The organism is Streptomyces hypolithicus, from assembly GCF_052934925.1.
The window spans coordinates 5537371-5563446 of sequence record NZ_CM128811.1 but is presented as its reverse complement, the minus strand read 5'-3'; the positions used below and the strand labels follow the sequence as shown (position 1 = coordinate 5563446).

Here is a 26076-nt window from a genome sequence, read left to right as displayed (position 1 = left end):
ATTCAACTGTTGCCGGGTCCCGGAGGAGCCCAGCCTGTTGGTGACCGTTTGTGATCGCCAGTGGCGTATCGGCTCCATGTCCCGCCGGTCTCTCTGATGAGGCGGCTGGTGGTCTTGTCGTGGTAGCCGAGAGCGTCCGCGACGACGGGGCCGGGTAGTTCGAGGAGTTGCTGCCGTATGGCGGCGCCGCGGGCGGCGACGGCTGGGACCCCGACCTCGTTCAGGAGCGCGGACAGGTGGTCGGGGCGGAACGGCCGACCCGACCGGCGGCCGGGGAAGAGCCAGGAGGATGCGGGGTTGGTGGCGGTGTTCATGTTGTCGCGGTTCGCGATGTGCTCCAGCAGCAGGGCTGCGACCGGTGCGGGAATGGGCGAGGCTGGTTCGCCGAGCCGTAGCAGCACCGTGTCGCCGTCGCGGATGACGTCATCGACGCTCAGCCGGACGATGCGGCTCACGGGCTGTGCGTAAAGGAGCACGATGACTCCGGCCACCCGGAGGCGCATGGGTATCTCGGTGTCGGTCAGCAGTCGGCCAAGGGCATCGAGGCGCTCGTCTTCGTTCAGCGCGACTCGCCGGGAGACCTTCAGTCACGCTGAACCCGACGTGACGGTAAGAAGCATGTCACCAGCCGCAAAGTAGGCCGGGGACCGGAAGCCGTCAGTGTTGAGGCGTTCCCGGCGGTGGGTGGGCGTCGTTGAGTTACCCGCGGACCTGAGCGTTCACTGTGGGATGCGCGTCACCGCTGTCCGCGCCCAAGCCCGCTAGCAGGCGCAGCCCGTCCTCGGCGGGGCTGCCTGCAGCTGCGGACAGCACCAGCAGCTCCATGCCTGATTCGTCAGGCAGTGCGAAGTTCTCCTGGTGCAGTTCCAGCAGTCCGACCAGCGGGTGCCGGTACGCCTTGCGTCCATGTGTGCGGGCACACACGTCCGCGCGGGCCCAGAGGCGACGGAAGCGCTCGCTGCCCATCGCCAGCTCGCCGATGAGCGAGGCCAGGCGGGGGTCCTCGGGGTATTTGCCGGCGGCCAGGCGCAGGTGCCCAACCACGTCGAGGGTGCATTTCTCCCATTCCGCGTAAAGGCCGCGCTCGGCCTCCTCAAGGAAGATGTGCCGGGCGGTGTTCAGGCCCGGCATCGGCCGACCGAAGAGGAGCCCGGCGAGGCGGTTCCCGGCGAGCACGTCCAGGCGGTGGTCCATGATCAGCGCGGGTGCGTCGGCGACCAGGTCGAGGACGCGCAGCAGCTCCGGCCGGACCCGCCCGCCCGGCGCCTTCGCACGGCGGCGGCGCTGCCGGGCGAGCCGGGAGAGGTGCCCGCGTTCGGTCTCGTCGAGACCGAGGACGCGGGCGAGCGCGTCAAGGACCTGCTCGGAGGGCTGGGTCGCGCGGCCCTGCTCCAGGCGTACGTAGTAGTCGACGCTGACTCCGGACAGGTGCGCGACCTCTTCGCGGCGCAGCCCTTCGACCCGGCGGCGGCTGTCGGTGGGGATGCCGACGGCCGCCGGGTCGACCCGGGAACGCCGGGTCCGCAGGAAGCCCGCAAGATCGTCCATGCCCCCAGTATGGCCTCGGCGGTGCCCGTAAAGGTGGTACTGCCGTTACCAGGAAGTCCCGTCCGACGGAAGAGGCGCCCCTGAACGCCGGGCGCCGCGGCGCCCAGAATCGAAGGCACCCGATCCGAAGGAGTTCACATGAAGACGCTGATCGTCTACGCCCACCCGGAGCCGAAGTCGCTCAACAACTCGCTGAAGGACCTCACGGTGTCCACATTGGAGAGCGCCGGGCACGAGGTACGGGTGAGCGATCTGTACGCGATGAACTGGAAGGCGGTCGTGGACGCCGCGGACTACGGCCCCCACGCCTCGAGTCCGCTGAAGGTCGCCCTGGACTCGGGCCGGGCCTTCGACGCCGGGACGCTCACCCCGGACGTCCTCGCCGAGCAGGAGAAGCTGCTGTGGGCCGACACGATCATCTTCCAGTTCCCGCTGTGGTGGTACACGATGCCCGCGATCCTCAAAGGCTGGGTGGACCGGGTGTTCACCTTCCACTTCGCGTACGGCGTCGGCGAGCACAGCGACACCAGGTACGGCGAGCGCTTCGGCGAAGGCACCCTCGCGGGCAGGAAGGCCCTGCTGTCGGTGACCGCCGGCGGCCCGGAGTCGCACTACACCGCCCGCGGGATCAATGGCCCCATCGACGATCTGCTGTTCCCGATCCACCACGGCATCCTCTACTACCCCGGCATCGAGGTGCTGCCGCCGTTCGTGCTGTACGGCACCGACCGGATGACTGACGAGGAGTACCCGGACGTCGCCAAGGCATGGGAGCAGCGCCTGCTCACCCTGGAGTCGACCGAGCCGATCGCGTTCCGGCGGCAGAACTTCGGTGACTACGAGATCCCCTCGCTGCACCTGAAGGAGGGACTGGAGCCCGCGGGCCGCACGGGCTTCGGGCTGCACGTGCGGGGCTGACCGCGGGCGATAGACAGGACGAACTGGGGCGCGAACCCGAGGAGCAGCCCGAGGGCCGGTGAGCGCCACCGGCCAGGGTGTGCGGGCGGGTTCCTCGGGTGCCCGGTGCCTGCCGTCACGGAAGAGGACGACGGCCGGGCTCTGGTCCTCCTCCGTCAGGCGCCGGCGGGCGGAGGTGTAGGAGATGCCCAGCGACTCGCATAAACGGTCCTTTCCCGGAGCAAGATCAAGAACGGGCCGCGAAAGCGGCCCGGAGCGCCGATCCACTGTCACAACTCGTTCTCACTCAAAAGCGGGTTGTGGCCCATTCTGGGAAATGTTTGTGACAATATCTGGGATCATGACGGACCCTCAAACCGCACTCGCGTCCGACGCCGACGATGTCGAGCGTCACCCCTGCCCCCGCTGTGACGTTCAGTCAGGTTCCCCCTGCCGCTCGCGCTCCGGTGCGGTCGCCGGCACCTATCACACCGGCCGCTTCACGAAGGTGCCCCGGCTGGCGAAACTCCTGCGCGTCCCGACGCCCGCCGACCGCGGCCCGGGTCAGCCGTGGCGGCCGGGGACTCCCGTTCCGGCGGCGATCGATCCGGACACCCCGACCGCGGACATCCGGATCGGATACGCGAGGTGCTCCAGCCTCACCCAGGAACTCCAGTCGCAGCTCGATGCGCTCGCTGCCAAGAACATCCCCCGGGACAAGATCTTCGCCGAAAAGATCAGCACCCGGGTGCGGGTCCGCCCGCAGTTCGAGGCCGCACTCGCCGCCGCACGCGAGATCAAGGCCCACGCCCCGCACTGCCGGGTGATTTTCACGGTGAGCGAGATGAAGAGGCTGGGACGGGACGCAGCCGAACTGACCGCGCTCGCGGACCATCTCACCGCGCACGGCCTGGTGCTGGAGATGCTCGCCGGGCCCCTGGCGGGAATCTACGACCCCACCGGTCCGGGCCGGCTGCTGTTCGGCTTCTTCGCGGCGATGGCGGAGACCGAGCGGGAGAACATCCGCGAGGCCACTCTCGAAGGGCTCGATGCCGCCTCCCGCAAGGGCAAGCACGGCGGCCGGCCGCCGGTCATCACCGACGACATGCTGCACACCGTGCTCCGCCGCCGTACGGGCGGCGAGACCGTCGAGCAGATCCAGCCGGACCTGATCATCCCCACGGGCAGGCGCAAGGGGCAGAATCCCAGCCTGTCGAGCATCTACCGGGCGCTGGCCGAGCACGAGAAGGCCCAGGCATACCCCGAGGCCATCGAGGCGGCGCACGCCGACTTCGCCATCCTCCAGGCCGCCGACGACATCCCTGGGCCCCGCCCGGCCCGCGCCGCCGAACAGACCGTGCAAACCTCGTAAACCCGCTGGTCAAAGCCGTAACGGCGGGGACATGATGGGTCTCTTCCGTGTCGTACAACGAGAGGACCACCCCTCATGGCTCTGCCCCCGCTCAGCCCTGAACAGCGCCGGGCCGCGCTCGACAAGGCCGCCGCAGCGCGCAAGGAACGAGCCGCGGTGAAGGACGCCCTCAAGCACGGCAAGATGTCACTGCGCGAAGTGCTGTCCAGCGACTCCGAGTCGGTAGGCAAGATGCCGGTCCACTCGCTCCTCGCCGCGCTCCCCGGCATCGGCAAGGTCCGGGCCCAGAAGACCCTCACCGAACTGGAGATCTCCGAGAGCCGCCGGGTGCGCGGCCTCGGCAGCAACCAGAAGGAATGCCTCCTCGCGCACTTCGCACCACAAGGCTGACCTGCGACTACCCCACCACGACAGAGGACCCCGGCGATGCCGCCGGGGTCCTCTCACTGTTCAAGATCAATCTCACCGATACTGACTGGTCCGTTGGTCCCCAAGGCCGATGAGTGCGGGCGCCGGGGTGGGGGCAGAACCACCGCCCCGGCGCCCGCCCGCTAAGCCGCCCCCACCAGCGGCGCCTCGCCGCGCGCCACTGCCACCACCCGCGCCTCCACAACCGCCAGCCCCGCCACCGCGGCGAGCAGCACCAGCGTCCCCGCCACCGTCGCCCCCGTGAGGTGCTCACCCAGCAGCAGGACGCCGATGACGGCCGCACTCACGGGCTCAAGCAACGCGATCACCGACACTGTCGCGGACCGGACGACGGCCGCCCCCGCGAAGTAGAGGGTGTACGCGAGCGCCGTGGGCACCGCGGCCACGTACACCAGCAGCCACAGCACGCGCACAGGATCGTTCGTACGCGGCAACAGCCCCTCCGCACCCGCGAATGGCAGCAGGCAGACCGAACAGATCGCGAACGCCCAGGCAGTCGTCGCGAACGGATCCGCCCCTCCGCCGTCACGTCCGAGCCGACGCGTCAGCAGCGTCATGGCGGCGTACCCGGCTGCGGACGCCAGCGCGAACAGCACGCCGGACGGCCGCACCGACGTACCACCGCTGCCCAGCACCAGCACGGCAAGCCCGGTCAACGCACCGGCCACGGTGAGAATTCCGGCGCGCCCCAGGCGCTCCCCCAAGGTGAGCCGCGCGCCGAGCGCGATCAGCACGGGTCCAGCACCCATCGTGACGACTGTGCCGACCGCGAGCCCGGTCGACTGGACGGCCGCGAAGTAGGCGCTCTGGAAGACCGTCAGCCCCAGCCCGGTCACCACGATCCGCGTCAGCCGCCGCCCCCGCGGCTCGGCGGACACGACAGGCACGGCCGCCGGCCCCACCCGGGAACGAAGACGGCCACGCCGCAAGGCCGCGCCGGCCGCCCGAGCGGCCACCAGCAGAACAAGGCCCCCGGCGCAGCGCCAGAAGGACAGGGCCAGCGGCCCGAGATCGCTGGCCAGGAAGGTGAGAGAGGCAGCTGCTCCCGCGGTACCCCACGCCGTTCCGGCAACGACGAGACAGAGCAGACCGCGCCCGGTGGGCAGGCCTGACGAAGGAAGGAAGGAGGAACTCGACACGTGACTTCTCCGCGTGAAGACGGGACACAGGACAGGTGGTCGCTCGGCTCCGCACGCGGGCAGCGACGAACCGCTCGGGAACTGCCCGAGCCCGGTCTTCGTCTTCTGGTGAGCCGCCCGCGTTACGCGGCGGGAGGCGGAAGCACAGTCGAATGCATGATCGGCACCTTAGGGTGCGGTGCTACGGGGTGACAACTCCCCCTCCGCCCGGCGGCGTTCGTCGCCCGCCCCCCGCGGCACCTGGGTGACCGGATCACCCACAGCAGGGCCGCCCGCGACAGGCCCACTCGGCCCCTTGGGTGCCGAGGACTGCGCGATGAACGCACCGATGAGCACCACCGCTCCGCCGGCGATCTGCGGGGCGGACAGGTGCTCCCGCAGGAGCACCCACGCCAACACCGTCGCGATGACCGCCTCCAGACACGCGACCACCCCGGCCACCTGCGGCGACAGCCTCCGCACGGACACCACACCCGTGACATAGGCGACGACTGTGGCGACGAGCACGATCCAGCCCAGCAACAGCGCGGCCGGCACCTCGCTGCCCCCCATGTCCGCGTCGTTGGCGAGCAGCGACCACTGCATGCCCCACGGCCGCGCGACGACGGTCAGCACCGCCGCGCCGATCAGCAGTCCGTACGCGATGACGCCGAGCGGATCGGCCGCGTCGTCGCCACTGGCGCTCTGATCGGAGAGGACGAAGTAGCCGACCTGGCAGCACGCCGCGCCGAGCGCGAGCACCAGGCCGAGTACGTCGAAGCTCAGGCCCGCCCACACCTCCACGACGCACGCGAGACCGCCGACAGCGAGGACGACCCCGACCGCGGCGGACCGGGTCACCGGCCGGCGCTGGACGAAGCGGACCCAGCCGAGGACCAGCGCCGGGGCCAGATATTCGATGAGCAGCGCCACGCCCACGGGGATCCGGGAGAGGGAAGCGAAGTAGAAGGCCTGGACGCCGGCGACCGCCAGCAGGCCGAATCCGGCCAGCAGTGCGGGTTTACGGTGCAGTAGGTCGCGGTGACGCCAGGCCACCGGCAGCATGATGAGCGCGGCGCCCGTCACGCGCAGCCACACCACGTGCAGCGGGTCGAGTCCTGCTTCGATCAGCGGCTTGGCCGCTACACCCGAACCACCGAATGCGAGCGCCGAAACCAGGGCAAGTCCCAGGCCGGCGCTCTTCCCCTGAGACTGAGACGACGTGCGCATCGGCACATCATGCCAGCCGGGGTCAGGAGCGTCATCCTGGTGACACCTGTTGAGACAGCCCGTTCAAGCGCCGGCCAGTACGTCCGTGTCCACCCCGGCGCGCCGGAGGACTTCGACCGCCCGGCAGGTCCGGATCCGCAGCCAGTGCGGCAAGCAGGTCGAGACCGCCAGCGTGCAGATCGCCGCGGGCGCACTGATCGCCGCGGGCGCCGGCCCGGGTCAGGGCGCCTTCCATGGCCGACACGGCGGAGGGCGACCAGCCCGCCACGGCACCCTCCCCGGCCGGGGGCGCGGTGCCGGACCCCTCCACGGCACCGTTCCGGCGCAGCCCGTAGCCGATGCTGCGCTGCACGAGATGGCCGAGCACCTTGGCCACCTGCGGGCCGCCGTCGAAGGCGTCCCTCACCTCGAGGTCGAGTTCCATCGCCGAGTGGAGCAGATGGGCGGTGTCGATCTGCCGGTCCCCGTCACGCAGCCCCCGCCTCCGTGCGCCTGCCACCGTTGAGGCCAGCTCCGCGGTGAGCCCGGCCTCGAAGTCTGCACGGAGGGGAGCGGTCTGCTGAGGAATTTCCGGGGTACGGACTTGCACACTTCCCACCCCATCAGCCACCACGGACGAAGGCATCCGCGTCGGGGAGCATCCGGGCATCCCACTGCGGGTGGGCAGCCCCTTCCCGCCCCTCCTCCTTACGGATGAGGCTTACGGTGCGGGGGATCAGCCCTCGTCAGCGAGGATCAGGTAGAGCTTCTTGCGGGACTCGTTGATGACGGCGAGAGCCTTCTGCCGCTGCTCGGCGGAGCCTGTCTTCCAGACCTGCCCGAAGGCCTCCATCAGGCCGAACCCGGCCTGGCGGATCTCGTTCATCGACTCCCAGTCGACACCGCGTCCCGCTTCCTCCCAGGGAGCCTGCGGCCCCGCCTCGGCCTCGGTGCGTCCGACGTCGGTGAGCGTGAACAGCTTCTTCCCGCCGTCGCTCTCACTGACGATCAGGCCCTCGTCCTCGAGCAGTTGGAGCGTGGGATAGACCGACCCGGGACTGGGCCGCCACGCCCCGCCACTGCGCTCGCCGATCTCCTGAATCATTTCGTAGCCGTGCATCGGCCGGTCGGTGAGCAGCGCGAGGATCGACGCGCGTACGTCGCCCCGCCGCGCCCGACCCCTCGGCCCGCCCCTCCCTCGCCCGCCGCCACCCCACGGCCCCCCGAACGGCGGCCCGAAGGGGCCGAAGGCGGCACGCCGCCCTTCGGAGTCACCCCGACCGGGACGGCCGGGCCCGCAGTCTCCATGTCCATGTGAACGCATCGCTACGCTCCTTCATCGTCGATCTGTTGCGATGCTTCAACGATATATCGGTAACGGGGCTCCGGCAAGCATGAAAGAGGCCAGCAGCCCGGAATTGGCCTTGGCCTGCGGCGTTGTTCCGCCTCTAGGTTCATGTCCATGCAGATTCGAATCGTCGACGCCTTCACTAGCCGCCCCTTCTCGGGCAATCCCGCCGGCGTCGTGCTGCTGGACTCCGACACGTTCCCCGACGACGCGTGGCTCCAACAGGTGGCCGCCGAGGTGAACCTCTCGGAGACGGCCTTCGCGCACCCGCTCCCCGCGGGCAGCGACGCCGACTGGGCGTTGCGCTGGTTCACTCCCACCACCGAGGTCGACATGTGCGGGCACGCGACCCTCGCCACCGCCCACGTCCTGCACACCACGGGCGAAGCGACGGCCACCATGCGCTTCTCGGCGCTCTGCGGTCTCCTGACCGCCACCGTCCAGGACAGCGGCGCACTCACCCTCGACTTCCCCACCGCGTCGCTGACGGAGGTGCCGGTCCCGGCCGGCGTCGGTGAAGCCCTGGGCGCCGAGGTCCTCTCGGCCCACGACACCGGAGCGCACATCGGCGACCTGCTGGTCGAGCTGGCCGACGAGGCGTCAGTACGGGCGCTGACGCCGGACTTCTCGGCGCTGGTGGCCCACTCCGAGCGGGGCATCATCACGACCGCCGCCGCCGAAAGCCCCTCCCGGGGCTACGACTTCGTCTCGCGCGGCTTCTTTCCCCGGGTCGGTATCGACGAGGACCCGGTGACCGGGAGCGCCCACACGGCCCTCGCGCCCTTCTGGTCGGCGCGACTCGGCCGCGACGAACTGATCGGGCTCCAGGCGTCCGCCCGCTCCGGCCTGGTCGCCACGTCACTGCGCGGCGCCCGCACCCTGCTGACCGGCAAGGCAGTCACCGTCATCGACGGCGAACTGCTCGCCTGAACTGCGTCCGCCGGATGTTCCAGCCGCATCAGGCAGTCGGCAGCCACCCGACCCTTCCCGCGAGCAGCGCGTACCCGACGAAGGCCCCGACATCGAGCAGCGTGTGGGCCACGACGAGCGGCCCGATGCGCCCCCATCGCCGGTAGAGCAGCACGAAGACCGCGCCCATGACCATGTTGCCGATGAAGCCGCCGATGCCCTGATACAGGTGATAGGAGCCGCGCAGCACCGAGCTCGCCGCCAGCGAAGCCGTGGGCGACCGCCCCAGCTGGTCGAGTCTGCGCAGCAGATATCCGACGACGATCACTTCCTCCAGCACCGAGTTCTGCAGTGCGGAAAGGATCAGTACGGGGAACTTCCACCACACCGGCGGCAGCGATTCCGGCACGACCGTGAGATTGAACCCCGCCTCGATCGCCACCAGATAGAAGGCAAGTCCGGCGCTGCCGATGCCGGCCGCGACCAGCGTGCCGCGACCGAGATCCGGCCACGGTCGCGTCCGGTCGAACCCGATCGCCCGCAGCCCCGCCCCCTCCCGCAGCAAGAGATACGCGACGAGCGCGACGGGCACCAGCGCCGAGGTGATACCGAACAGCTGCCAGGCGAGATCCAGCCAAGGCCGGCCCGGCGTGTACGAGCCGTTGAGTTTGGCCGCCTGGTCCTTGAGGCCGCCCGGCTTGGTGAGCGCCCCGACAAAGCTGATCAGGGAGGACACCCCGCTCGCACCCAGCGAGAGCCCGAGCACGATCAGGAGCTCGGCCCGGAGCACCCGTCGCGTCACCCCTTGTTGTCCGGGATGAGAATCGGCCGCCCGCCCCACGTCTGCCCGCACACCAGCCTCCACTTCCGCGCCACCGCCTCGTTCTCGACCGCGCCATGTCATGGCAGGGAATCCGTTCCGGATCTCGACGAGGAGGCTCCACTGCCGTGGGACGTCACAGCTTGCCCGACGGCGAGGCGCAGGGCAGCATCAGGCCCGGTCCCTCGCAGCGCCGGCGCTCCCTCACCCCCGGGCCGGGAACCCCACCGGCCAGGTGTGGACAGGGTCGCCCTGGTGCATCAGCTCGCTGTAGCGGCGCGTGGTGGCGGCCAGCGCCACCTCACGCTCCAGACCCGCCGCGAGCGCGCGGTGGTACGTATCCACCTGCCAGGACGCACCGTTGACGCGCCGCCTGCACCGCTGCTCGATGACGCCGAGGTAGTAGTCGCGGTCCGCGGGCTCGATGCCCCACGCGTCGAGACCGGCCGCGGCGAGCGGCAGCAGCTCGTCCCGTACGAGCTTGACGGCAGGCACCCGCACGGTCCCGCCGGAACGGCCCGGCCTCGGCCAGACGATCTCGGCGTCGATGCCGTGGCGGCAGGCGGTGTCGAAATTCTCCTTGGCGGCCTCGAAGGGCAGCCGCTTCCACACCGGCCGCGCGTCCTCGGCGAGAGCGCGGACCAGGCCGTAGTAGAAGGCCGTGTTGGCGATCACGTCCGTGACCGTCGGCCCGGCCGGCAGCACCCTGTTCTCCACCCGCAGATGCGGTACGCCGTCCGCGAGCCCGTACACGGGCCGGTTCCAGCGGTAGACCGTCCCGTTGTGCAGCACCAATTCCTGGAGTCGCGGCACCCCTCCGTCGTCCAGGACGAGCATCGGGTCCTCGTCGTCGCAGATCGGCAGCAGCGCCGGGAAGTAGCGCAGGTTCTCCTCGAAGAGTTCGTACGCAGAATCGATCCAGCGCTCGCCGAACCAGGTCCGGGGCCGCACGCCCTGCGCCTGCAGCTCGGGCGGACGGGTGTCCGTGGCCTGCTGGAAGAGCGGCGGACGTGACTCCCGCCAGAGCTCATGGCCGAACAGGAAGGGCGAGTTGGCGCCCATGGCGATCTGCACTGCCGCGACGGCCTGCGCCGCGTTCCACACGTCCGCGAATCTGGCCGGGGTCACCTGGAGGTGCAACTGCACCGACGTACACGCCGCTTCGGGTGCGATGGAGCTGAACGTGCAGGTCAGCCGCTCCACTCCGCTGATGTCCAGCGTGAAGTCCTCACCGCGCGCGGCGACGATCTGGTCGTTGAGCAACTGGTAGCGGTCGACGTCGGAGAGATTCGCCGGAACCAGGTCCTGTCGTCCGAGCGTCGGCAGAATTCCGATCATCACAATGCCCGCGTCGACCTCGGTGGCCTTTCGGTGGGCATATCCGAGCCCCGTCCGCAGTTCTTCCGCCAGCTGATCGAGAACCCGCCCGCCCAGCCGATGGGGGGCGATGTTCACTTCCAGGTTGAACATCCCGAGTTCGGTCTGGAAATCATGGCTGGCGATACGCTCCAGGACTTCCGCGTTCATCATCATCGGCATGCCGTCGGCCCCGGCGAGATTCAGCTCTATCTCAAGCCCCATGAGGTTCTTGGGCCGGTCGAAGCGCTTCTCCGCCAGTAGCCTCTCCAGCCCCGTCAGACACAGCTGGAGTTTGTGCCGGTACCTCTGGCGATCGGACAGATCGAAGCCGCCTGCCACGACCTTCTCCCCCATCGGAGCATCCCTCCTCGAGTGGGCTGCCCACCGGGTGGGGCCCTTACGTCACGGTCGATGATGCCCAGACAGACTGATCAGTAACGTCCCACAGCGATCGGGTAAGGAGTACGCTCGCTGCACTGCTCCAGCGGCACATTTGTGAGCGATCACGAAATTCCCCAGGTGAGGCGGGTTCCGCGTCACGTAATTCCCCACCCCCGCGGTCACGTAATTCCCCATGGGGACGACGGACGCAGCGGGTAGTGGTCCTGGCCGTCGAGATGACGGACGCTTCCTCGATCAGTGGTTCGAGGTCGAGGGAAGCGCACGATGGCAAGGAGAACGTTCAACGTGGTCGATGTGACCGAGATCTATGTCCACTGGTACGCGGGCCGCTCCAAGAGCGAGCTGGCCGCGTCGCTGGGACTGGACCGCAAGACGATCAGGAAGTACCTGGCCCCGGCGGAGGCCGCCGGGATGGCCCCGGGCGGGGCGGCGATGGCCGCGGAGGACTGGGCCTCTCTGATCAAGGGCTGGTTCCCCGAGCTCGCCGATGCCCGGTTGCGGCAGGTGACCTGGCCCGAGATCGACAAGCACCGTGATTACATCAAGAGCCTGCTGGGGACGGTGACCGTCGCCACGATCCACCAACGGCTGCGGGACGAGAACGAGTTGGTGGTTTCGGTGTCGTCGCTTCGGCGGTGGATATCGGCGACGCTGCCCGAGGAGACCCGTCGCTCTCAGGTCACGGTCCTGCGCGACGAGATCGAGCCGGGGCTGGAGGCTCAGATCGACTACGGCTTCCTTGGCCAGTGGATCAACCCGCGGAGCGGGAAGCGGCACCGGATCTGGGCGTTCGTGATGGTGCTGCCGTGCTCGCGGCACATGTTCGTCCGCCCGGTGATCCACCTGGACCAGCACTCCTGGACCGAATCCCACGTCGAAGCCTTCAGATTCTTCGGCGGCGTCCCGCAGCGGCTGGTGCCCGACAACCTGAAGACCGGGGTGGACAAGCCCGACCTCTACGACCCTAAAATCAACAAAGCGTATGCCGAACTCGCGGCCCATTACGGTGCGTTGGTAGATCCAGCCCGCGCTCTGAAGCCAAAAGATAAACCGCGCGTCGAGCGCCCTATGCCCTATATACGTGATTCCTGGTGGCGGGGCCGGGAGTTCTTCTCGCTCGAGCAGATGCAGGCCGAGGCCATCCGGTGGTGCACCGAAGTCGCCGGTCAGCGGCAGTGCCGCCCGCTGGGCGGGGCCGCCCCGGCCTCGGTTTTCGAGGCCGTCGAGGCGTCCACGCTGCTGCCGCTGCCGAAGACCCCGTTCGTGCTCGCGAAGTGGTCGACGGCCACCGTCGGCCCGGACATTCACATCAAGGCCGGCCGCACCCTCTACTCGGTGCCGTGGAAACTGATGGGCAAGCGGGTCGACGTCCGCTCGACCGCGACCTTCGTGCAGGTCTTCCACGACGGCGAACTGGTCAAGACCCACGGGGCACTTGAGCAGGGCAAGCGCACCCATGCCAGCGACTACCCGCCGGAGAAGATCGCTTTCCACATGCGGACCCCGACCTGGTGCCGGACCCAGTCCGCGCAGGTCGGCACGGCCTGCCGCGAGGTGGTCGATGGGCTGCTGGAGGTCAACGCGCTCTATCGGCTCCGCGCCGCCCAGGGGATCCTCGGCCTGCGCAAGAAGTACGGCGAGGGCAGGCTGGAGGCCGCCTGCGCCAAGGCGACCCTGGTCGGCGACCCGTCCTATCGCACGATCAAGGGCATCCTCGTCGCCGGCACCGAGACCGAGCCGGCCCCCGAATCCTCCGGCGATGGCGGAGCCGCCGCCTTCCTGCACGGACCTCAGCGGCTCTTCGCGACCGCGACACCCCCGACATGACGAACGACGACCGTGATGACCACCGTCACGAAGAAGGAGTGGCGTGATGAGCATCATGGACACCGCCCTGCGGGACGCGCTTCGCGCGCTGAAGCTCTCGGGCATGCTGGAAACTCTCGACGCCCGCCTCTCGCAGGCCCACGGCGGCGAGCTCGGCCACCTGGAGTTCCTCCAGATCCTCTGCCAGGACGAGATCACCCGCCGGGAGACCGTCGCCTTCCAACGGCGCCTGACCCGGGCGAAGTTCGAGCAGCAGGTCACCTTGGAGGAGTTCGACTTCGCGGCCTCCCCGAAGATACCCGCGGCCCAGGTCCGCGACCTTGCGGCACTGCGCTGGCTGCACACCGGCGAGTCCGTAATTTTGTTCGGGCCGGTCGGCGTTGGGAAGACACACGTCGCCCAGGCACTCGGACATATGGCGATCCGCCAGGGCGCCAACGTCCGCTTCGCCAAGACCAGCCGGGTTCTGGCCGACCTGGCCGGCGGCCACGCGGACCGCACCTGGGACCGCCGACTGCGCGAACTGGTACGGCCCGACGTGCTCATCCTGGACGACTTCGCGATGCGCCAGCTGACCGCGGCCCAGGCCGACGACCTCTACGAGCTGGTCTCCGAGCGGCAGGGCCGGTCGCTGATCCTGACCAGCAACAGGGCGCCGAGCGACTGGTATCCGCTCTTCCCCAACCCCGTCGTCGCCGAGTCCCTCCTGGACCGGCTCATCAACACCAGCCATCAGGTGATCATGAACGGTCCCAGCTACCGCCCCAACAAGCGGCCCCGCGCAGGCGTCACCGACAAGACAAACAAGCCCTCGATCAAGTAGACATGGACGAGGCCAGGACCTGGGGAATTACGTGACGCTGAGCCCGGGGAATTACGTGATCGTCCACACATTCACTCGGCATGCGGCAGAATGCAGATACCACCGGCCCCCTAGTGAAAAAGGCCGACGAGATTCAGCCTACCGCGCGCGTCGGAACTTGCGAGGCCACGATGCCTGCAGCCTCGCTGAATGGGGAGATTCTCCGCAGGAGAAAGACCTGATTCCGCCTTGCCTGTAATGCCGGCGACGGCTAGCCGAAACATCGCGTGAACGCGTGTCGTATAAACTCTGCAAACGAGGCAGAGAGTCGGCGCCCGGCCATCGTTCCCCGGCCCCCCTCTGACCCCGCACGCAGACAGCGCCGTCCGCACCACCCACGCATCAACGTGTCTCCGAAGTGAGAGGCGACCCACCATGCCGCTGCTTGTTTCCCCGGCTCCCGCGCCCGCCCTGCGCAGCGTCCTCGCGGCACTGGGGTCCCCCACTGCCGTACGAGAGGCCCGTCCCCCGGCCCTCCGTGCGGCCCAGGGACCCCTCAGCCCCGAACTCCCGCTCCCCATCCACGTACTGGACCGGATCATCCCGTCGGGCCGGCCCCCGCGCACCCGCCTGACCGGCTGGCGCTTCCTGATCCGCAGCGGCGAGGACACCGTGGCTGCCGCCGACACCATGCTCACGCCCGACGGCTGGACTTTCTCCCACTTCTGCGAGGGGCCGTACGTCACCTCCAGCGAACGCGCGCTCCGACAGGCCGAGGCGATGACCGCGTGCTATCAGCCTCGTCTGCTCTCCGTGCCGGAGCTCTACATGCTCACCCTGTGGCTGCACCGCGGCCCCGAAACCGACACCGCCCCGGCGGATGCCGACGTCATGCCCCTCCCGACCGACCTGCTGGTGCCCCTGGCGCCGGCCCCGCCCGGGATCGCCTCCCACCTCCCGCACCGGGTGGCGGATCTGCTGCCCGTCCTGACGCACCGGCTCACCCCCCGGACCGCCCCACCCCTCCTCAGCCAGCCCGCCTGACAACTGCGGAGAGAATGCTCTGCGGCGCCCCCTGCGCGCCGCCCCTGTGCCCCGTGCCCGCCCCGGTCACGGGGCACAGCGCCCCCATCCGGACTAGTCCGTACCGGTCACATCGAACCACCCGAAGGGACACCCCAGTTGAGCTGAACCGTCCGCACGGGTGACACGTCTTTAATCAGTAAGGAGAGCTGCCGTGAAATCCCTGCGGATTGACGCCCGTAGGGCAACACTGGGACCAGACCGATTGATACGGGGGGCGGTCATGAACACCGCATCGAGCCGCAGGACACTCAACACACCGCAGCGAAAGAACCCTTCCATGTGCCAGCACCAGCCAGCCTGCCCGTCCGCCCAATCCGCCGATCGGGAGGCCGCCCATCTCGTGGCGCACCACCCGGAGCAGGGCTGGAGCCTGCTGTGCAACGGAGTTGTCGTCTTCGAGGACACCGGTGAGCTGCTGCCGGACGGGCGCATCATCGCCCCGCACCGCCCGGTGGCCGTGGCCACGGCCGCCTGAGCCGATACGCAGACACGCAGACACGAAAAGGGGCCGGCCCGGAGGAATCCTCCGAACCGGCCCCGACGCTTGTCCGCGTCGCCTGACGCCGCAGCGTCCTTCGCAGGTCAGTTGTCGTACGCGTCCAGCGGCGGGCACGAGCAGACGAGGTTACGGTCACCGAACGCACCGTCGATCCGGCGCACCGGCGGCCAGTACTTGTCCGCGGCCGAGACTCCGGCCGGGAACACCGCCTCCTCGCGGCTGTACGCGTGCTCCCACGCACCACCGAGCGCGGCCGCCGTGTGCGGCGCGTTGCGCAGCGGGTTGTCGTCCGCAGGCCACTCGCCCGAGGCGACCCGCTCGATCTCACCGCGAATGGCGATCATGGTGTCGCAGAAGCGGTCGATCTCGGCGAGGTCCTCGCTCTCCGTCGGCTCGATCATCAGCGTCCCGGCGACCGGGAACGACATGGTGGGCGCGTGGAAGCCGTAGTCGATGAGGCGCTTGGCGATGTCGTCCACGCTGACGCCGGTCGACTTCGCCAGCGGCCGCAGATCGACGATGGCCTCGTGCGCCACCAGCCCGTTCGGACCGGTGTAGAGCACGGGGTAGTGCGGCTCCAGGCGCTTGGCGATGTAGTTCGCCGCGAGGACCGCGACCTGCGTCGCCCGCTTGAGCCCCTCGCCGCCCATCAGGCGTACGTACGCCCACGAGATCGGCAGGATGCCCGCTGAGCCCCACGGCGCGGCCGAGATCGGCCCGACGCCCGTCTCGGGGCCGGCCGACGGCTGGAGCGGGTGGTTGGGCAGGTACGGCGCGAGGTGCGCCCGTACACCGACGGGGCCGACGCCGGGGCCGCCGCCGCCGTGCGGGATGCAGAAGGTCTTGTGCAGGTTCAGGTGGGAGACGTCGCCGCCGAACTTGCCCGGCTTCGCCAGACCCACCAGGGCGTTCAGGTTCGCGCCGTCGACGTAGACCTGGCCTCCGGCCTCGTGCACCGTCGCGCAGATGTCCGCGACGTGTTCCTCGAACACACCGTGCGTGGAGGGGTAGGTGATCATCAGCACCGACAACTCGTCGCGGTGCTGCTCGATCTTGGCGTGCAGGTCCTCGACGTCGACCTCGCCGTCCTCACGGGTCTTGACGACGACGACCTTCATGCCGGCCATGACGGCGCTCGCCGCGTTCGTGCCGTGCGCCGACGACGGGATCAGGCACACCGTGCGCTGCGTGTCGCCGTTGGCGCGGTGGTAGGCCCGTACGGCCAGCAGGCCCGCGAGCTCGCCCTGCGAACCGGCGTTGGGCTGGATCGACACGGCGTCGTAGCCGGTGACCTCGGCGAGGCGCTCCTCCAGCTCGTGGATGAGCGTCAGGTACCCGTGCGCCTGATCGACCGGCGCGAAGGGGTGCACGGCGCCGAACTCCGGCCAGGTGACCGGCTCCATCTCCGTGGTCGCGTTCAGCTTCATCGTGCAGGAGCCGAGCGGGATCATGCCGCGGTCCAGCGCGTAGTCACGGTCGGCGAGTTTGCGCAGGTAGCGCAGCATCGCCGTCTCCGAGCGGTGCTGGTGGAAGACCGGGTGCGTGAGGTAGTCGTCGGTGCGCAGCAGGCCCTCGGGCAGCGCCTCGCCCACCGATGCGTCCAGCGCCTCGATGTCGGCCTCGACGCCGAAGGCGGCCCATACGGCGGCGACCTGTGCGCGGGCTGTCGTCTCGTCGCAGGCGACGGAGACATGGTCGGCGTCGGTCAGACGCAGGTTGACACCGCCCTCACGGGCGGCGGCGACGACCGCGGCCGCCCGGCCCGGGGCCCGTACCGTCAGCGTGTCGAAGTACGCGTCGTGCACGACCTCGGCGCCGCCGGCCCGCAGGCCGGCGGCGAGCAGCGTCGCGTACCTGTGCGTTCGGCGGGCGATGCCGCGCAGCCCGTCCGGGCCGTGGTAGACGGCGTACATCCCGGCCATCACGGCAAGCAGCACCTGCGCGGTGCAGATGTTGCTGGTGGCCTTCTCGCGGCGGATGTGCTGCTCACGCGTCTGCAACGCCAGCCGGTATGCCTTGTCGCCGTCCGCGTCGACCGAGACACCGACGAGCCGCCCGGGCAGGCTGCGCGCGAACTTCTCGCGTACGGCCATGAACCCGGCGTGCGGACCGCCGAACCCCATCGGCACACCGAAACGCTGGGTGGTGCCCACCGCGATGTCCGCGCCCAGCTCGCCGGGCGAGGTCAGCAGGGTCAGGGCCAGCAGGTCGGCGGCCACGGTGACGACCGCTCCGAGCTCGTGCGCCTGCTCCACGACGGGCTTGATGTCGCGCACCGCACCCGAGGCGCCCGGGTACTGGAGCAGCACACCGAAGACGCCACGCTCGGCCGCCTCGGCCGGGATGCCCTGCGACAGGTCGGCGACAACGACCTCGACCCCGGTGGGCTCGGCACGGGTCTCGATGACCGCGACGGTCTGCGGGAGGGTGTCGGAGTCGATCAGGAATACGCCGTTCTTGACCTTGCCGACACGGCGTGAGAGTGCCATCGCCTCGGCGGCGGCGGTGCTCTCGTCCAGCAGCGAGGCGCCCGAGGTCGGCAGTCCGGTCAGCTCGGCGACCATGGTCTGGAAGTTGAGCAGCGCCTCGAGGCGGCCCTGCGAGATCTCCGGCTGGTAGGGCGTGTACGCCGTGTACCAGGCCGGGTTCTCCATGACATTGCGCAGGATCACCGGCGGCGTGAAGGTTCCGTAGTAACCGAGGCCGATCATCGGGGCGAGCACCTGGTTGCGGTCGGCGAGGGTGCGGAGTTCGGCCAGCACCTCGGCCTCCGTGCGGGCGTCCGGCAGGCTGAGCGCCTCGGCGCTTTTGATGACGTCGGGCACCGCGGCCGCGGTCAGCTCGTCGAGCGAGCCGTAACCGACCTGGGCAAGCATCTTGGCCTGAGCCTCGGCATCGGGCCCGATGTGGCGCTGTTCGAAGGGGATGCCACGCTCAAGCTGTTCGAGCGGAATGCGGTTTGCGGTCATCTGCGGAAGGCCTCCTGGTCTGACACGACCTGCGAGGGGCACCACGGCACGGGTGCCCGGACGGCCTCCCCCTCTGTCATCTCAACCTGAGAGCTTCACCGGAAGACCGTCGGGGGTCGTTCCGGCTTTCACCGTCGGTGAGGAAGGGACCCGCGGCGGACTGTGGCCTTTCCCAGCACCTGTCCGTGCGACGCCCGCCCTGCTTTCCAGAGTGACCTCAACCGTGCGGTACGGGGGCCTGAGAGATTCCGGGGAGGATTTGCTCCTTCGGCGCCCCCGGCATGTTCACCGGAGGACTCTCCCGCACGGGGTCAGCAGCCATGAGCCAGCCTACCAGCGAGCCCCGCCGCCGTTCCCTCGAGTGGCCGAGGCCACAGATGTGCACTTTCGTAGTCTGTACGGGGAGCAGCTGCGATCAGTTGGAGGGACCGTGCAGACCGACATCGATCCGCGCAGCCTGATCGGCCGCAAGGCGTTCGACCGCAAGGGCACCAAGATCGGCACAGTGGACGAGGTGTACCTCGACGACGCCACTGGAGTACCCGAGTGGGCAGCCGTACGCACCGGCCTCTTCAGCCGGGACGCCTTCGTTCCCCTGGAGCCCAGCGAGGTCGTGAACGACACTCTGCGGGTCCCCTACGAGCGGGCACTGATCAGGGACGCCCCCGACTTCGGGGTCGGCCGCCATCTCTCCCCCGAGCAGGAACTCCAGCTCTACCACCACTACGGGCTCGATGTCTCCGCACCTCCTGTCCCCGACCGCGACTTCGGCAGGCTGGCCGGCGAGGATTCCGGCTGATCCGCGGCGCCGGCCACCAGCGGAAGTGGATCCGACGGCGCCAGATCCGGGTCGTCCACTGTGAACGTCCGGACGCGCCCGGGCGCCGACGTCGGCTCCTCGAAGCGCACCGTCACCCGCCCGACGCCGCTGCCCTGCACCCACCCCGCCCCGTACTCCGCATGGCACACGTCCTGCCCGGCCCGCCACCGGCGCTCCGGCGGCGGGCCGGGCGCCGCCGCTCCCACTGCCTCCTGGTGCCCGACCGGCCGGGCCGCCCCGGCGTCCTCCGCCGCCCCGGCCTCGTCACGGGCCTGGGCCGACGCGCGCTCACCGGCGGCCTGGGCGAAGAGGTCTTCCTGGGTGAAATCCGCGAGCCCGCTGACGCCCACACCCAGCAGCCGCACACCGCCCGTGGTGTCCACCGACTCCAGGAGGCGTCCGACTGCCTCCCGCACCACAGCGGGGTCGTCGGTGGGCCCGCGCAGCGTCTCGGAGCGGGTGAGGGTGGAGAAGTCGTATCTGCGTACCTTCAGGACCACCGTCCTGCCGGAGCGGCGGGCAGCCCGCAACCGCTGCACGCACCGGTCCGACAGCCGCCCGACCTCGGCCCTGACCCGGACCCTGTCGTGCAGGTCCACCTCGAAGGTGTCCTCGACGGACACCGACTTCGCATCCCGTTCAGCCACCACGGGCCGGTCGTCGTAACCGACCGCCATCCGGTGCAGCGAGAGGCCGTGTGCCTTGCCCAGCAGCCGTATCAGCTCGTCCTCGCCCGCCTCCGCCAGATCGGCGACTGTCGCCATGCCGGCCCGCCGCAGGTGCTCGCCGGTGGCGGGTCCCACTCCGGGCAGGGTACGGACCGGCAGGGGCCCCAGGAGCTCCCGCTCGGTCCCCGGCTCGATGAGCACCAGGCCGTCGGGCTTGGCCTGCTCAGAGGCGATCTTCGCGAGCATCTTGGAGCCCGCGAGCCCGACCGAACCGGTGAGCCCGGTGACCGCCCGGATATCCGCCCGCAGCAGCTCTCCGGCCCGACGGGCCGAGGCCGAGTCGTCCGCCACACCACCCGCCTCCAGGTCGACGAAGGCCTCGTCCAGACTCAGCGGCTCCACCAAGGGAGACAACCGGGCGAGCAGCTCCATGACCTGTTCGCTCACCGACCGGTAGAGCGCGAAGCGAGGCATCAGATACGCCGCGTTGGGACACAATCGCCGGGCCTGCGCCACCGGCATGGCGGAGTGCACCCCGAAAACCCTGGCCTCGTACGAAGCGGTGGCAACGACTCCCCGGGTGCCGATTCCGCCGACCACCACCGGTTTCCCGCGCAGGCTCGGCTTCGACGCCTGCTCCGCGGCTGCGTAGAAGGCATCCATGTCCAGATGCAGGATGGTCGGTTCGGCTCTCACACCACCGATGCTGCCGCACACCACTGACAATCGGCGCCCGGCACGGTGCCGCCGTCGCCGCAGGGCTCAGACGGGGCCTTGTCGTCAGACTGCTTTGTTGCGGCGTCGTGCGAGTTCGTCGGTGGGATTTCGCCCGATCAGGGTCTCGCCGGTGTCGATGCGCTCGCCGTGCAGCTGCGACAGCGCGCTCTCCACGTCCTGCCACACCACGCCCACCGCGATCCCGAAGACGCCCTGGCCGCCCTGGAGCAGTTCGACCACCTCGTTCGGCGACGAGCACTCGTAGACCGTGGCGCCGTCGCTCATGAGCGTCATGCGCTCCAGGTCCTGGAAACCGCGGGCCCGAAGATGCTGGACGGCGGCGCGAATGTTCTGCAGCCCGACACCAGTGTCCAGGAAACGCTTGACGATCTTGAGTACGACCACGTCGCGGAAGCTGTAGAGACGCTGCAGGCCCGAACCGTTGGCCGACCGTACGCTCGGCTCGACCAGCCCCGTCCGCGCCCAGTAGTCGAGCTGCCGGTAGGTGATTCCGGCCGCCGCGCACGCCGTGGGCCCCCGGTAGCCGACGCTCTCACCGCTCCCGTCGCTCTCACCGCGTTCGGACTCCGTAGTCCCGCCCATGGCCGACGTCACGCTCTGCCGCCCCACCCGGGGGTCGGCCGCGCTGCCGTAAAGCGGATACGGCCCACCCGCCGCCGTACCGTCGCCGCTGCTTCTCACGCCGACCTCCGTCCTTGACCTGCCCTGTCGACGGTAGGCAGTCACCCGGGGTGCGTCAACGATCGCCACACTCGGCACGCCGAGTGATAATCACCCTGAGAGTGGTTTTGCGTGCCCCACTTCGGGGAAACCGTGCCCGAATGCGCGGATACTGACCGGCGCACAGCTCACTGGCTGTTGGTCCCGAAGTCCTCGGGCGAGATCTGGTCGAGGAACTCGCGGAACTTCTCCACCTCGTCCTCCTGCTCGTCGGGAATCGCGATCCCCGCATCGTCCAGCACACCGTCGCTGCCGTAGATCGGCGTTCCGGTGCGCAGGGCCAGCGCTATGGCATCCGACGGCCTCGCACTCACTTCGACTCCACTGGCGAAGACCAGTTCGGCGTAGAAGACCCCTTCCCGAAGGTCGGTGATGCGCACTTCGGTGAGCTCCTGGCCGACCGCTTCCAGAACATCCTTGAAGAGGTCATGGGTCAGCGGCCTGGCAGGAGCCATGCCCTGCTGGGCGAAGGCGATGGCAGTCGCCTCGCCCGGCCCGATCCAGATGGGGAGGTACCGATCGCCTCCCACTTCACGCAGGAGCACGATCGGCTGGTTGGAGGGCATTTCCACCCGGACACCTACGACGTCGAGCTCGTTCACACAGCAACCCTAGGACGTGGCTGGCAGGTTTGGGTAGTCGGGCTCCTCCAAGCTCAGTGCAGCCGCACACCCAGTGCAGTCTGAATGAGGACCGAATGGAGCCTTACGGACAGTTCGGCCAGCTCCTTGGCAGTGGCTTCCGCATGGGCTCTGGTCTGCGGGTTCCGGTGCCGGCGCAGCGGAGCAACCACCTGCTCGACCAGGCCCGCCTCGCGGTCTGCGGCGGCTTTCACTCCGCGCAGATGCCTCGGCTCCAGGCCGAACCTGCCGAATTCGGCCACCAGCCCGGCCACCGTGACCGCATCGGCGTCGTACCCGCCCTCCGGGAGGGAGACGATCAGGCCGTACGACTCCCACTCGCCGAGCTCCTCCTCGCTCACTCCGGCGGCCGCCAGAAGCTCCGAGCGGCCGATCCGAGCGGCGGTCGGCCGCTCGGCCCCGCTCGCCGGCGCACCGCCTTCGCGTGGTTCGCCCGTTCCGCCGCCGACCGGCAGTGGCGGCGCCTGCTCGCCGCGCTCCAACGCGTCGAGATGGTCGCGAATGACCTTGAGGGGAAGATAGTGATCGCGCTGCATACGCAGCACCTGGGCCAGTCTCTCGACGTCGAGGGGACTGAACTTGCGGTATCCGGACGGCGTCCGCTGCGGCTCGACGAGCCCCTCGCTCTCCAGAAAACGGATCTTGGAGATGGTGACTTCGGGGAACTCGTCCCGCAGCCGATTCAGCACGGTGCCAATGCTCACCAGCCGGTCGGCCTCGGTGGCGGCGCCGTCTGTGGCACCGCCCATCGATGTTCGCAGCATGGACCTTCCCGTAAGGGTCAGATGGCCCGCTGGCTCGCGTAGAAGACCAGTCGGTACTTACCGATCTGCACCTCGTCGCCGTTCGAGAGCGCCAGCGCGTCGATGCGCTCACGGTTGACGTAGGTGCCGTTGAGGCTGCCGACGTCCGAGACGGTGAACCCGCCGTCGGCGCCCCGGCGGAACTCAACATGCCGCCTCGACACAGTCACGTCGTCGAGAAAAATGTCGCTCTGCGGGTGCCTTCCGGCCGTGGTCAGCTCGCCGTCCAGCAGGAAGCGACTGCCCGAGTTCGGACCACGCCGCACGACGAGGAGGGCCGCACCCAGCGGAAGGGCGTCGACGGCCGCCTGCGCCTCCGGCGACAGCGAGGGAGCAGCGGTCTGGCCCGTCGCCTCGGCTTCGTACGCCTCCAGCCCGGAGATCGAGATGGTCGACGTCGTCTCCGAAGGACGTTCGGCCGCTGCGCCACCCCTCAGCGGCGCCCCGCAGTTCGAGCAGAAACGGCTGTCCTCGGCGTTGCGGTGACCGCACCGCGTACAAACCGGCAAGGCGGACATGGACGGACCCTCCTGCCGCGGCTGCCCCCCTGGGGCCTGGGACGCGTACGGATCGGCGGCAAACCCTCCACCCGTACCTGAGGTTGACGACTCCCCGAAACCTATGCGTCCGGGACCCGCAGGGTCAACGGACGACGCGCCCTGACCGCCCGGAATGTCGCCGCCGGGACCGGCGACCTCGTCCCGGAAGAGCGGGCGCTCCCCGCCCTGCTCGTCAGCATCTCCACCACGCGGAGCGCGGTGGCGCGCGGTGCCGTGTGCACCGTCCTCGCGTGCGCTCTTGCCGAACAACTTCGCAAACAACTTCACGGGCGATTCCCCTTGACTGAAACAGACCCGCCCGTGGGGCAGGACGAACCCTGAATGAACACACCTGCCGAACCGGACATCTTCACAACGTCCGTATGCACCCAACAGTTTCCACCACGCACCACGCCATTGGTGCGCCGACCCCCCGCAACCTCATGCCCCAGTCCCGACGCTCCCATACGCCTTGGCCACACTACGGTGACGACCGAGAGTAGTCAGGCCGCTCCGCCGGTCGCAAGGCATCCACGACGATCTTCTCCGACCGGGCCACGGTGGTGACGGCCTGCTCCTCTTCAAGTGTCTGCACCACACCGCCGGGGATGTTGAGAGCGGGTTCAAGATCCTGCGGGTTGCCGATCACCTCAAAGCGGTACGGCGCCGAGATCTTGCCCCCGTCCACCTCTATCCCGCCGTCTCCCTCGGAGAAATAGCTGTCCGCGACCACCCGGACATCATTGATCTGGATGGCCTCGGCGCCGGCTGCCCGGAGCTCCTGGATGGCGTCCAGCAGCATGTCGGCCTCCACCAAGGACTGCGAGTCCGCGATGGTCAGTGTGATCCCCGGCCCCTGTGCCGCCACCGTTCCCGCTAGGACGCCGAGCTGTCTCTCCTTCTCGAGAGTCTGCTTACGAGCCTCTTCGGCCTGGTCCGAGCTGTTCTCCAGCTCCGTCTTCTGGTCGTCGAGCTTCTGCTTCTCGTCTTCGAGCCGCTGCGTCCGGTCGTCCAGCTCGTCGAGGATGCGCACCAGGTCCTCCTGGCGGGCGCCCCGCAGCGCGCTGTCGTCACTGTTCGACCTGACCTGGATGGCGAGCCCCAGCCCGAGTACGAATAGCAGGAGCGCCACGATGAGCTGCGCCCGGGTGGCCCGCGGCGGCCAGAGCCCTGCGATCAGGCGCTGACGGCCCGTCGCCGCTCTTTGCGGAACCGGTTCCTGAGCGGCCGGTTTCTGAGCCTGCGTCTCTTCTTCGTCGCGGCGGGCTTCGCGTCCGGCGTTGTCCTCTGTACTCATCTGCCTCACGCCCGGAACACGTGACGGCGGATCGCCGCGGCGTTGGAGAAGATACGGATGCCGAACACCACGACCACACCGGTCGACAGCTGCGCGCCGACACCCAACTTGTCACCCAGGAACACGATCAGTGCAGCCACGACGACATTGGAAAGGAACGAGACGACAAAGACCTTGTCGACGAAAATCCCGTCGAGCATGGCCCGAAGGCCACCGAAGACGGCGTCCAGCGCCGCGACCACGGCAATGGGCAGATACGGCTCGACCACCGCCGGTACCTCGGGCCGGACCAACAGCCCGACCACGACTCCCACGACGAGGCCCAGTACGGCGATCACGATGTGCCCTTCCCTGTGTTGGCCGCACCTGTCCCGGTGCCCCCGGCCAGCGGCTCTGCGGTTCGTACGATCAGGCTCGGCGCGGCAGGAAGCCGTACGTCGTCCTGCGCGGAGATGTTGCTTCTGATGCCGTAGTTCTCGCTCAGCACATGCAGGTACTGGCCGTCGGCGCTGTCCTGGAAGTCGGTGCTCAGCCGCTGCCCGTCCCCCACCGCCAGCACCGTGTAAGGCGGCGCGAGGGGCCTGTTGTCGACGAGTATGGCGTCACCCGCTGCGCGGATCGCCGACAGGGAGGTCAGCCGCTGTCCGTTGATGGCCACAGCCTCGGCGCCCGAGGCCCACAGGCCGTTGACGATGCGTTGCATGTCCCGGTCCCGCAGCCGACCCGTGTCGGCGAAACTGCTGCTCTCCCGCGGCCCGCCGCCACCCTCGTCAGCTTCCTTGGCATCGTCCACAACGAGCTTCACACCTCGCCCGTGCACCGGCGTCGCGCCCGACAGCAGAGCCACCAGCCCGCCCCGGTCCCCGCCGTACTGTTGCAGCGCTTCGCGCTGGCGCTCCGCCACATCGGCCCGGAGCTCCTCCACGGTCCGCTCCAGCTTGTCGGCTGCGGAAGTCTCCGCGTCGACCCGATCGATGAGTTCTTCGCGCTCCTTGGCGATCACCGGCGCCGCTATCCGCGCCTCAGCCGCACCGACGGTCACCACCAGCGCCGCCAGGACCAGGCCGGCAGCCAGCCCGAGCTTCGCCCGCAGCGTCCGCGGCATTCCCGCGCTGCCGTCGGCCTTCGCACGGGCTGTCGCCTCGGCGTACCCGTCGTCGAGACTGTGGTCCATCACGTTCGTCAGCAGCGACATCGACGCGTCGGGGCGCGGAGAGGGAGTGGACCTGCTCCGATCAGGGGACTGCTGCGACATG

The 26076-nt window shown here is 69.3% G+C and carries 25 protein-coding genes, 1 pseudogene and 1 riboswitch; of the genes and pseudogenes, 9 read left to right on the top strand and 17 right to left on the bottom strand.

Going from position 1 to position 26076, the window contains the following annotated elements:
* Nucleotides 1-2: 2 nt before the first annotated feature.
* On the bottom strand, nucleotides 3-455 hold the full coding sequence (locus ACU6WZ_RS26165) for a hypothetical protein (protein ID WP_447030635.1): 453 nt from the start codon (nucleotides 453-455) through the stop codon (nucleotides 3-5).
* A gap of 244 nt (nucleotides 456-699) precedes the next feature.
* Nucleotides 700-1548, bottom strand: coding sequence for a helix-turn-helix transcriptional regulator (locus ACU6WZ_RS26160; RefSeq protein WP_447030634.1), 849 nt, complete (start codon nucleotides 1546-1548; stop codon nucleotides 700-702).
* Nucleotides 1549-1686: 138 nt separating this feature from the next.
* On the opposite strand from ACU6WZ_RS26160, the gene ACU6WZ_RS26155 reads away from it, so the two are divergent.
* The 3 genes from ACU6WZ_RS26155 (at nucleotide 1687) to mihF (ending at nucleotide 4207) form a co-directional block, all read left to right on the top strand.
* Nucleotides 1687-2466, top strand: coding sequence for an NAD(P)H-dependent oxidoreductase (locus ACU6WZ_RS26155; RefSeq protein WP_447030633.1), 780 nt, complete (start codon nucleotides 1687-1689; stop codon nucleotides 2464-2466).
* Nucleotides 2467-2806: 340 nt separating this feature from the next.
* Complete coding sequence (locus ACU6WZ_RS26150; protein ID WP_447030632.1) at nucleotides 2807-3817, top strand: recombinase family protein; 1011 nt, start codon at nucleotides 2807-2809, stop codon at nucleotides 3815-3817.
* A gap of 75 nt (nucleotides 3818-3892) precedes the next feature.
* Nucleotides 3893-4207: an integration host factor, actinobacterial type gene (gene mihF / locus ACU6WZ_RS26145; protein ID WP_447030631.1), complete on the top strand. Its 315-nt coding sequence runs from the start codon at nucleotides 3893-3895 to the stop codon at nucleotides 4205-4207.
* A 161-nt stretch (nucleotides 4208-4368) separates the two neighbouring features.
* Here mihF and ACU6WZ_RS26140 read toward each other — a convergent pair whose 3' ends face one another.
* The 4 genes and pseudogenes from ACU6WZ_RS26140 to ACU6WZ_RS26125 all read right to left on the bottom strand — a co-directional run bounded on the left by ACU6WZ_RS26140 (nucleotide 4369) and on the right by ACU6WZ_RS26125 (nucleotide 7897).
* Nucleotides 4369-5385: a DMT family transporter gene (locus tag ACU6WZ_RS26140; RefSeq protein ID WP_447030630.1), complete on the bottom strand. Its 1017-nt coding sequence runs from the start codon at nucleotides 5383-5385 to the stop codon at nucleotides 4369-4371.
* A gap of 168 nt (nucleotides 5386-5553) precedes the next feature.
* The gene (locus tag ACU6WZ_RS26135; RefSeq protein WP_447030629.1) at nucleotides 5554-6594 is read right to left on the bottom strand and encodes an EamA family transporter; all 1041 of its coding nucleotides are present in this window, start codon (nucleotides 6592-6594) and stop codon (nucleotides 5554-5556) included.
* 63 nt (nucleotides 6595-6657) lie between these two features.
* Nucleotides 6658-7183 (bottom strand): annotated as a pseudogene (locus tag ACU6WZ_RS26130) (peptidase).
* A gap of 126 nt (nucleotides 7184-7309) precedes the next feature.
* Nucleotides 7310-7897 carry a PadR family transcriptional regulator gene (locus tag ACU6WZ_RS26125; protein WP_447030628.1) on the bottom strand — a complete coding sequence of 196 codons (588 nt, stop codon included), beginning with the start codon at nucleotides 7895-7897 and terminating at the stop codon, nucleotides 7310-7312.
* Nucleotides 7898-8035: 138 nt separating this feature from the next.
* Between ACU6WZ_RS26125 and ACU6WZ_RS26120 the strand changes: the two genes are divergently transcribed.
* On the top strand, nucleotides 8036-8851 hold the full coding sequence (locus ACU6WZ_RS26120) for a PhzF family protein (RefSeq protein WP_447030627.1): 816 nt from the start codon (nucleotides 8036-8038) through the stop codon (nucleotides 8849-8851).
* Between the two features lie 28 nt (nucleotides 8852-8879).
* Here the strand turns inward: ACU6WZ_RS26120 and ACU6WZ_RS26115 are convergent, their stop codons facing one another.
* Entirely contained in the window at nucleotides 8880-9734 is an 855-nt protein-coding gene (locus ACU6WZ_RS26115; RefSeq protein ID WP_447030626.1) for a CPBP family intramembrane glutamic endopeptidase, read from the bottom strand.
* A gap of 120 nt (nucleotides 9735-9854) precedes the next feature.
* Entirely contained in the window at nucleotides 9855-11363 is a 1509-nt protein-coding gene (locus ACU6WZ_RS26110; RefSeq protein ID WP_447030625.1) for a glutamate-cysteine ligase family protein, read from the bottom strand.
* A gap of 333 nt (nucleotides 11364-11696) precedes the next feature.
* Here ACU6WZ_RS26110 and istA point away from each other — a divergent pair, with 333 nt between their 5' ends.
* The 4 genes from istA to ACU6WZ_RS26090 all read left to right on the top strand — a co-directional run bounded on the left by istA (nucleotide 11697) and on the right by ACU6WZ_RS26090 (nucleotide 15601).
* Nucleotides 11697-13238, top strand: coding sequence for an IS21 family transposase (istA, locus tag ACU6WZ_RS26105; protein WP_447034262.1), 1542 nt, complete (start codon nucleotides 11697-11699; stop codon nucleotides 13236-13238).
* Between the two features lie 46 nt (nucleotides 13239-13284).
* Nucleotides 13285-14061: an IS21-like element helper ATPase IstB gene (istB, locus tag ACU6WZ_RS26100; RefSeq protein ID WP_447028588.1), complete on the top strand. Its 777-nt coding sequence runs from the start codon at nucleotides 13285-13287 to the stop codon at nucleotides 14059-14061.
* 414 nt (nucleotides 14062-14475) lie between these two features.
* Nucleotides 14476-15084 carry a hypothetical protein gene (locus ACU6WZ_RS26095; RefSeq protein ID WP_447030624.1) on the top strand — a complete coding sequence of 203 codons (609 nt, stop codon included), beginning with the start codon at nucleotides 14476-14478 and terminating at the stop codon, nucleotides 15082-15084.
* A gap of 319 nt (nucleotides 15085-15403) precedes the next feature.
* Complete coding sequence (locus ACU6WZ_RS26090; protein WP_447030623.1) at nucleotides 15404-15601, top strand: DUF5999 family protein; 198 nt, start codon at nucleotides 15404-15406, stop codon at nucleotides 15599-15601.
* A gap of 107 nt (nucleotides 15602-15708) precedes the next feature.
* On the opposite strand, the gene gcvP is transcribed toward ACU6WZ_RS26090, so the two are convergent.
* Nucleotides 15709-18594: an aminomethyl-transferring glycine dehydrogenase gene (gene gcvP, locus ACU6WZ_RS26085; protein ID WP_447030622.1), complete on the bottom strand. Its 2886-nt coding sequence runs from the start codon at nucleotides 18592-18594 to the stop codon at nucleotides 15709-15711.
* A 216-nt stretch (nucleotides 18595-18810) separates the two neighbouring features.
* Nucleotides 18811-18908: riboswitch (glycine riboswitch) on the bottom strand.
* A 116-nt stretch (nucleotides 18909-19024) separates the two neighbouring features.
* On the opposite strand from gcvP, the gene ACU6WZ_RS26080 reads away from it, so the two are divergent.
* Nucleotides 19025-19393, top strand: a complete 369-nt coding sequence (locus ACU6WZ_RS26080; protein ID WP_447030621.1) for a PRC-barrel domain-containing protein — start codon at nucleotides 19025-19027, stop codon at nucleotides 19391-19393.
* On the opposite strand, the gene ACU6WZ_RS26075 is transcribed toward ACU6WZ_RS26080, so the two are convergent.
* From ACU6WZ_RS26075 to ACU6WZ_RS26040, 8 genes are all read right to left on the bottom strand, one after another.
* Nucleotides 19318-20778, bottom strand: a complete 1461-nt coding sequence (locus ACU6WZ_RS26075; protein ID WP_447030620.1) for a DNA polymerase IV — start codon at nucleotides 20776-20778, stop codon at nucleotides 19318-19320. The two genes, ACU6WZ_RS26080 and ACU6WZ_RS26075, sit on opposite strands and share 76 nt — an antisense overlap.
* Nucleotides 20779-20862: 84 nt before the next feature.
* Nucleotides 20863-21546 (bottom strand): MerR family transcriptional regulator, encoded by a 684-nt coding sequence (locus ACU6WZ_RS26070; RefSeq protein ID WP_447030619.1) that lies wholly within the window; start codon nucleotides 21544-21546, stop codon nucleotides 20863-20865.
* A gap of 122 nt (nucleotides 21547-21668) precedes the next feature.
* Nucleotides 21669-22142, bottom strand: a complete 474-nt coding sequence (locus tag ACU6WZ_RS26065) for a bifunctional nuclease family protein (protein ID WP_006123076.1) — start codon at nucleotides 22140-22142, stop codon at nucleotides 21669-21671.
* Nucleotides 22143-22195: 53 nt separating this feature from the next.
* Nucleotides 22196-22945: a transcriptional regulator FtsR gene (gene ftsR, locus ACU6WZ_RS26060; protein WP_447030618.1), complete on the bottom strand. Its 750-nt coding sequence runs from the start codon at nucleotides 22943-22945 to the stop codon at nucleotides 22196-22198.
* A 17-nt stretch (nucleotides 22946-22962) separates the two neighbouring features.
* On the bottom strand, nucleotides 22963-23919 hold the full coding sequence (locus ACU6WZ_RS26055) for an FHA domain-containing protein (RefSeq protein WP_447034260.1): 957 nt from the start codon (nucleotides 23917-23919) through the stop codon (nucleotides 22963-22965).
* Nucleotides 23920-24004: 85 nt separating this feature from the next.
* Nucleotides 24005-24820 carry a DUF881 domain-containing protein gene (locus tag ACU6WZ_RS26050; protein ID WP_447030617.1) on the bottom strand — a complete coding sequence of 272 codons (816 nt, stop codon included), beginning with the start codon at nucleotides 24818-24820 and terminating at the stop codon, nucleotides 24005-24007.
* Between the two features lie 5 nt (nucleotides 24821-24825).
* A complete protein-coding gene (locus ACU6WZ_RS26045; RefSeq protein WP_023543062.1) occupies nucleotides 24826-25158 on the bottom strand; it encodes a small basic family protein in 333 nt (110 codons plus the stop codon).
* Nucleotides 25155-26075, bottom strand: a complete 921-nt coding sequence (locus ACU6WZ_RS26040) for a DUF881 domain-containing protein (RefSeq protein ID WP_447030616.1) — start codon at nucleotides 26073-26075, stop codon at nucleotides 25155-25157. The genes ACU6WZ_RS26045 and ACU6WZ_RS26040 overlap by 4 nt, the downstream gene beginning before the upstream one ends.
* Nucleotide 26076 lies beyond the last annotated feature (1 nt).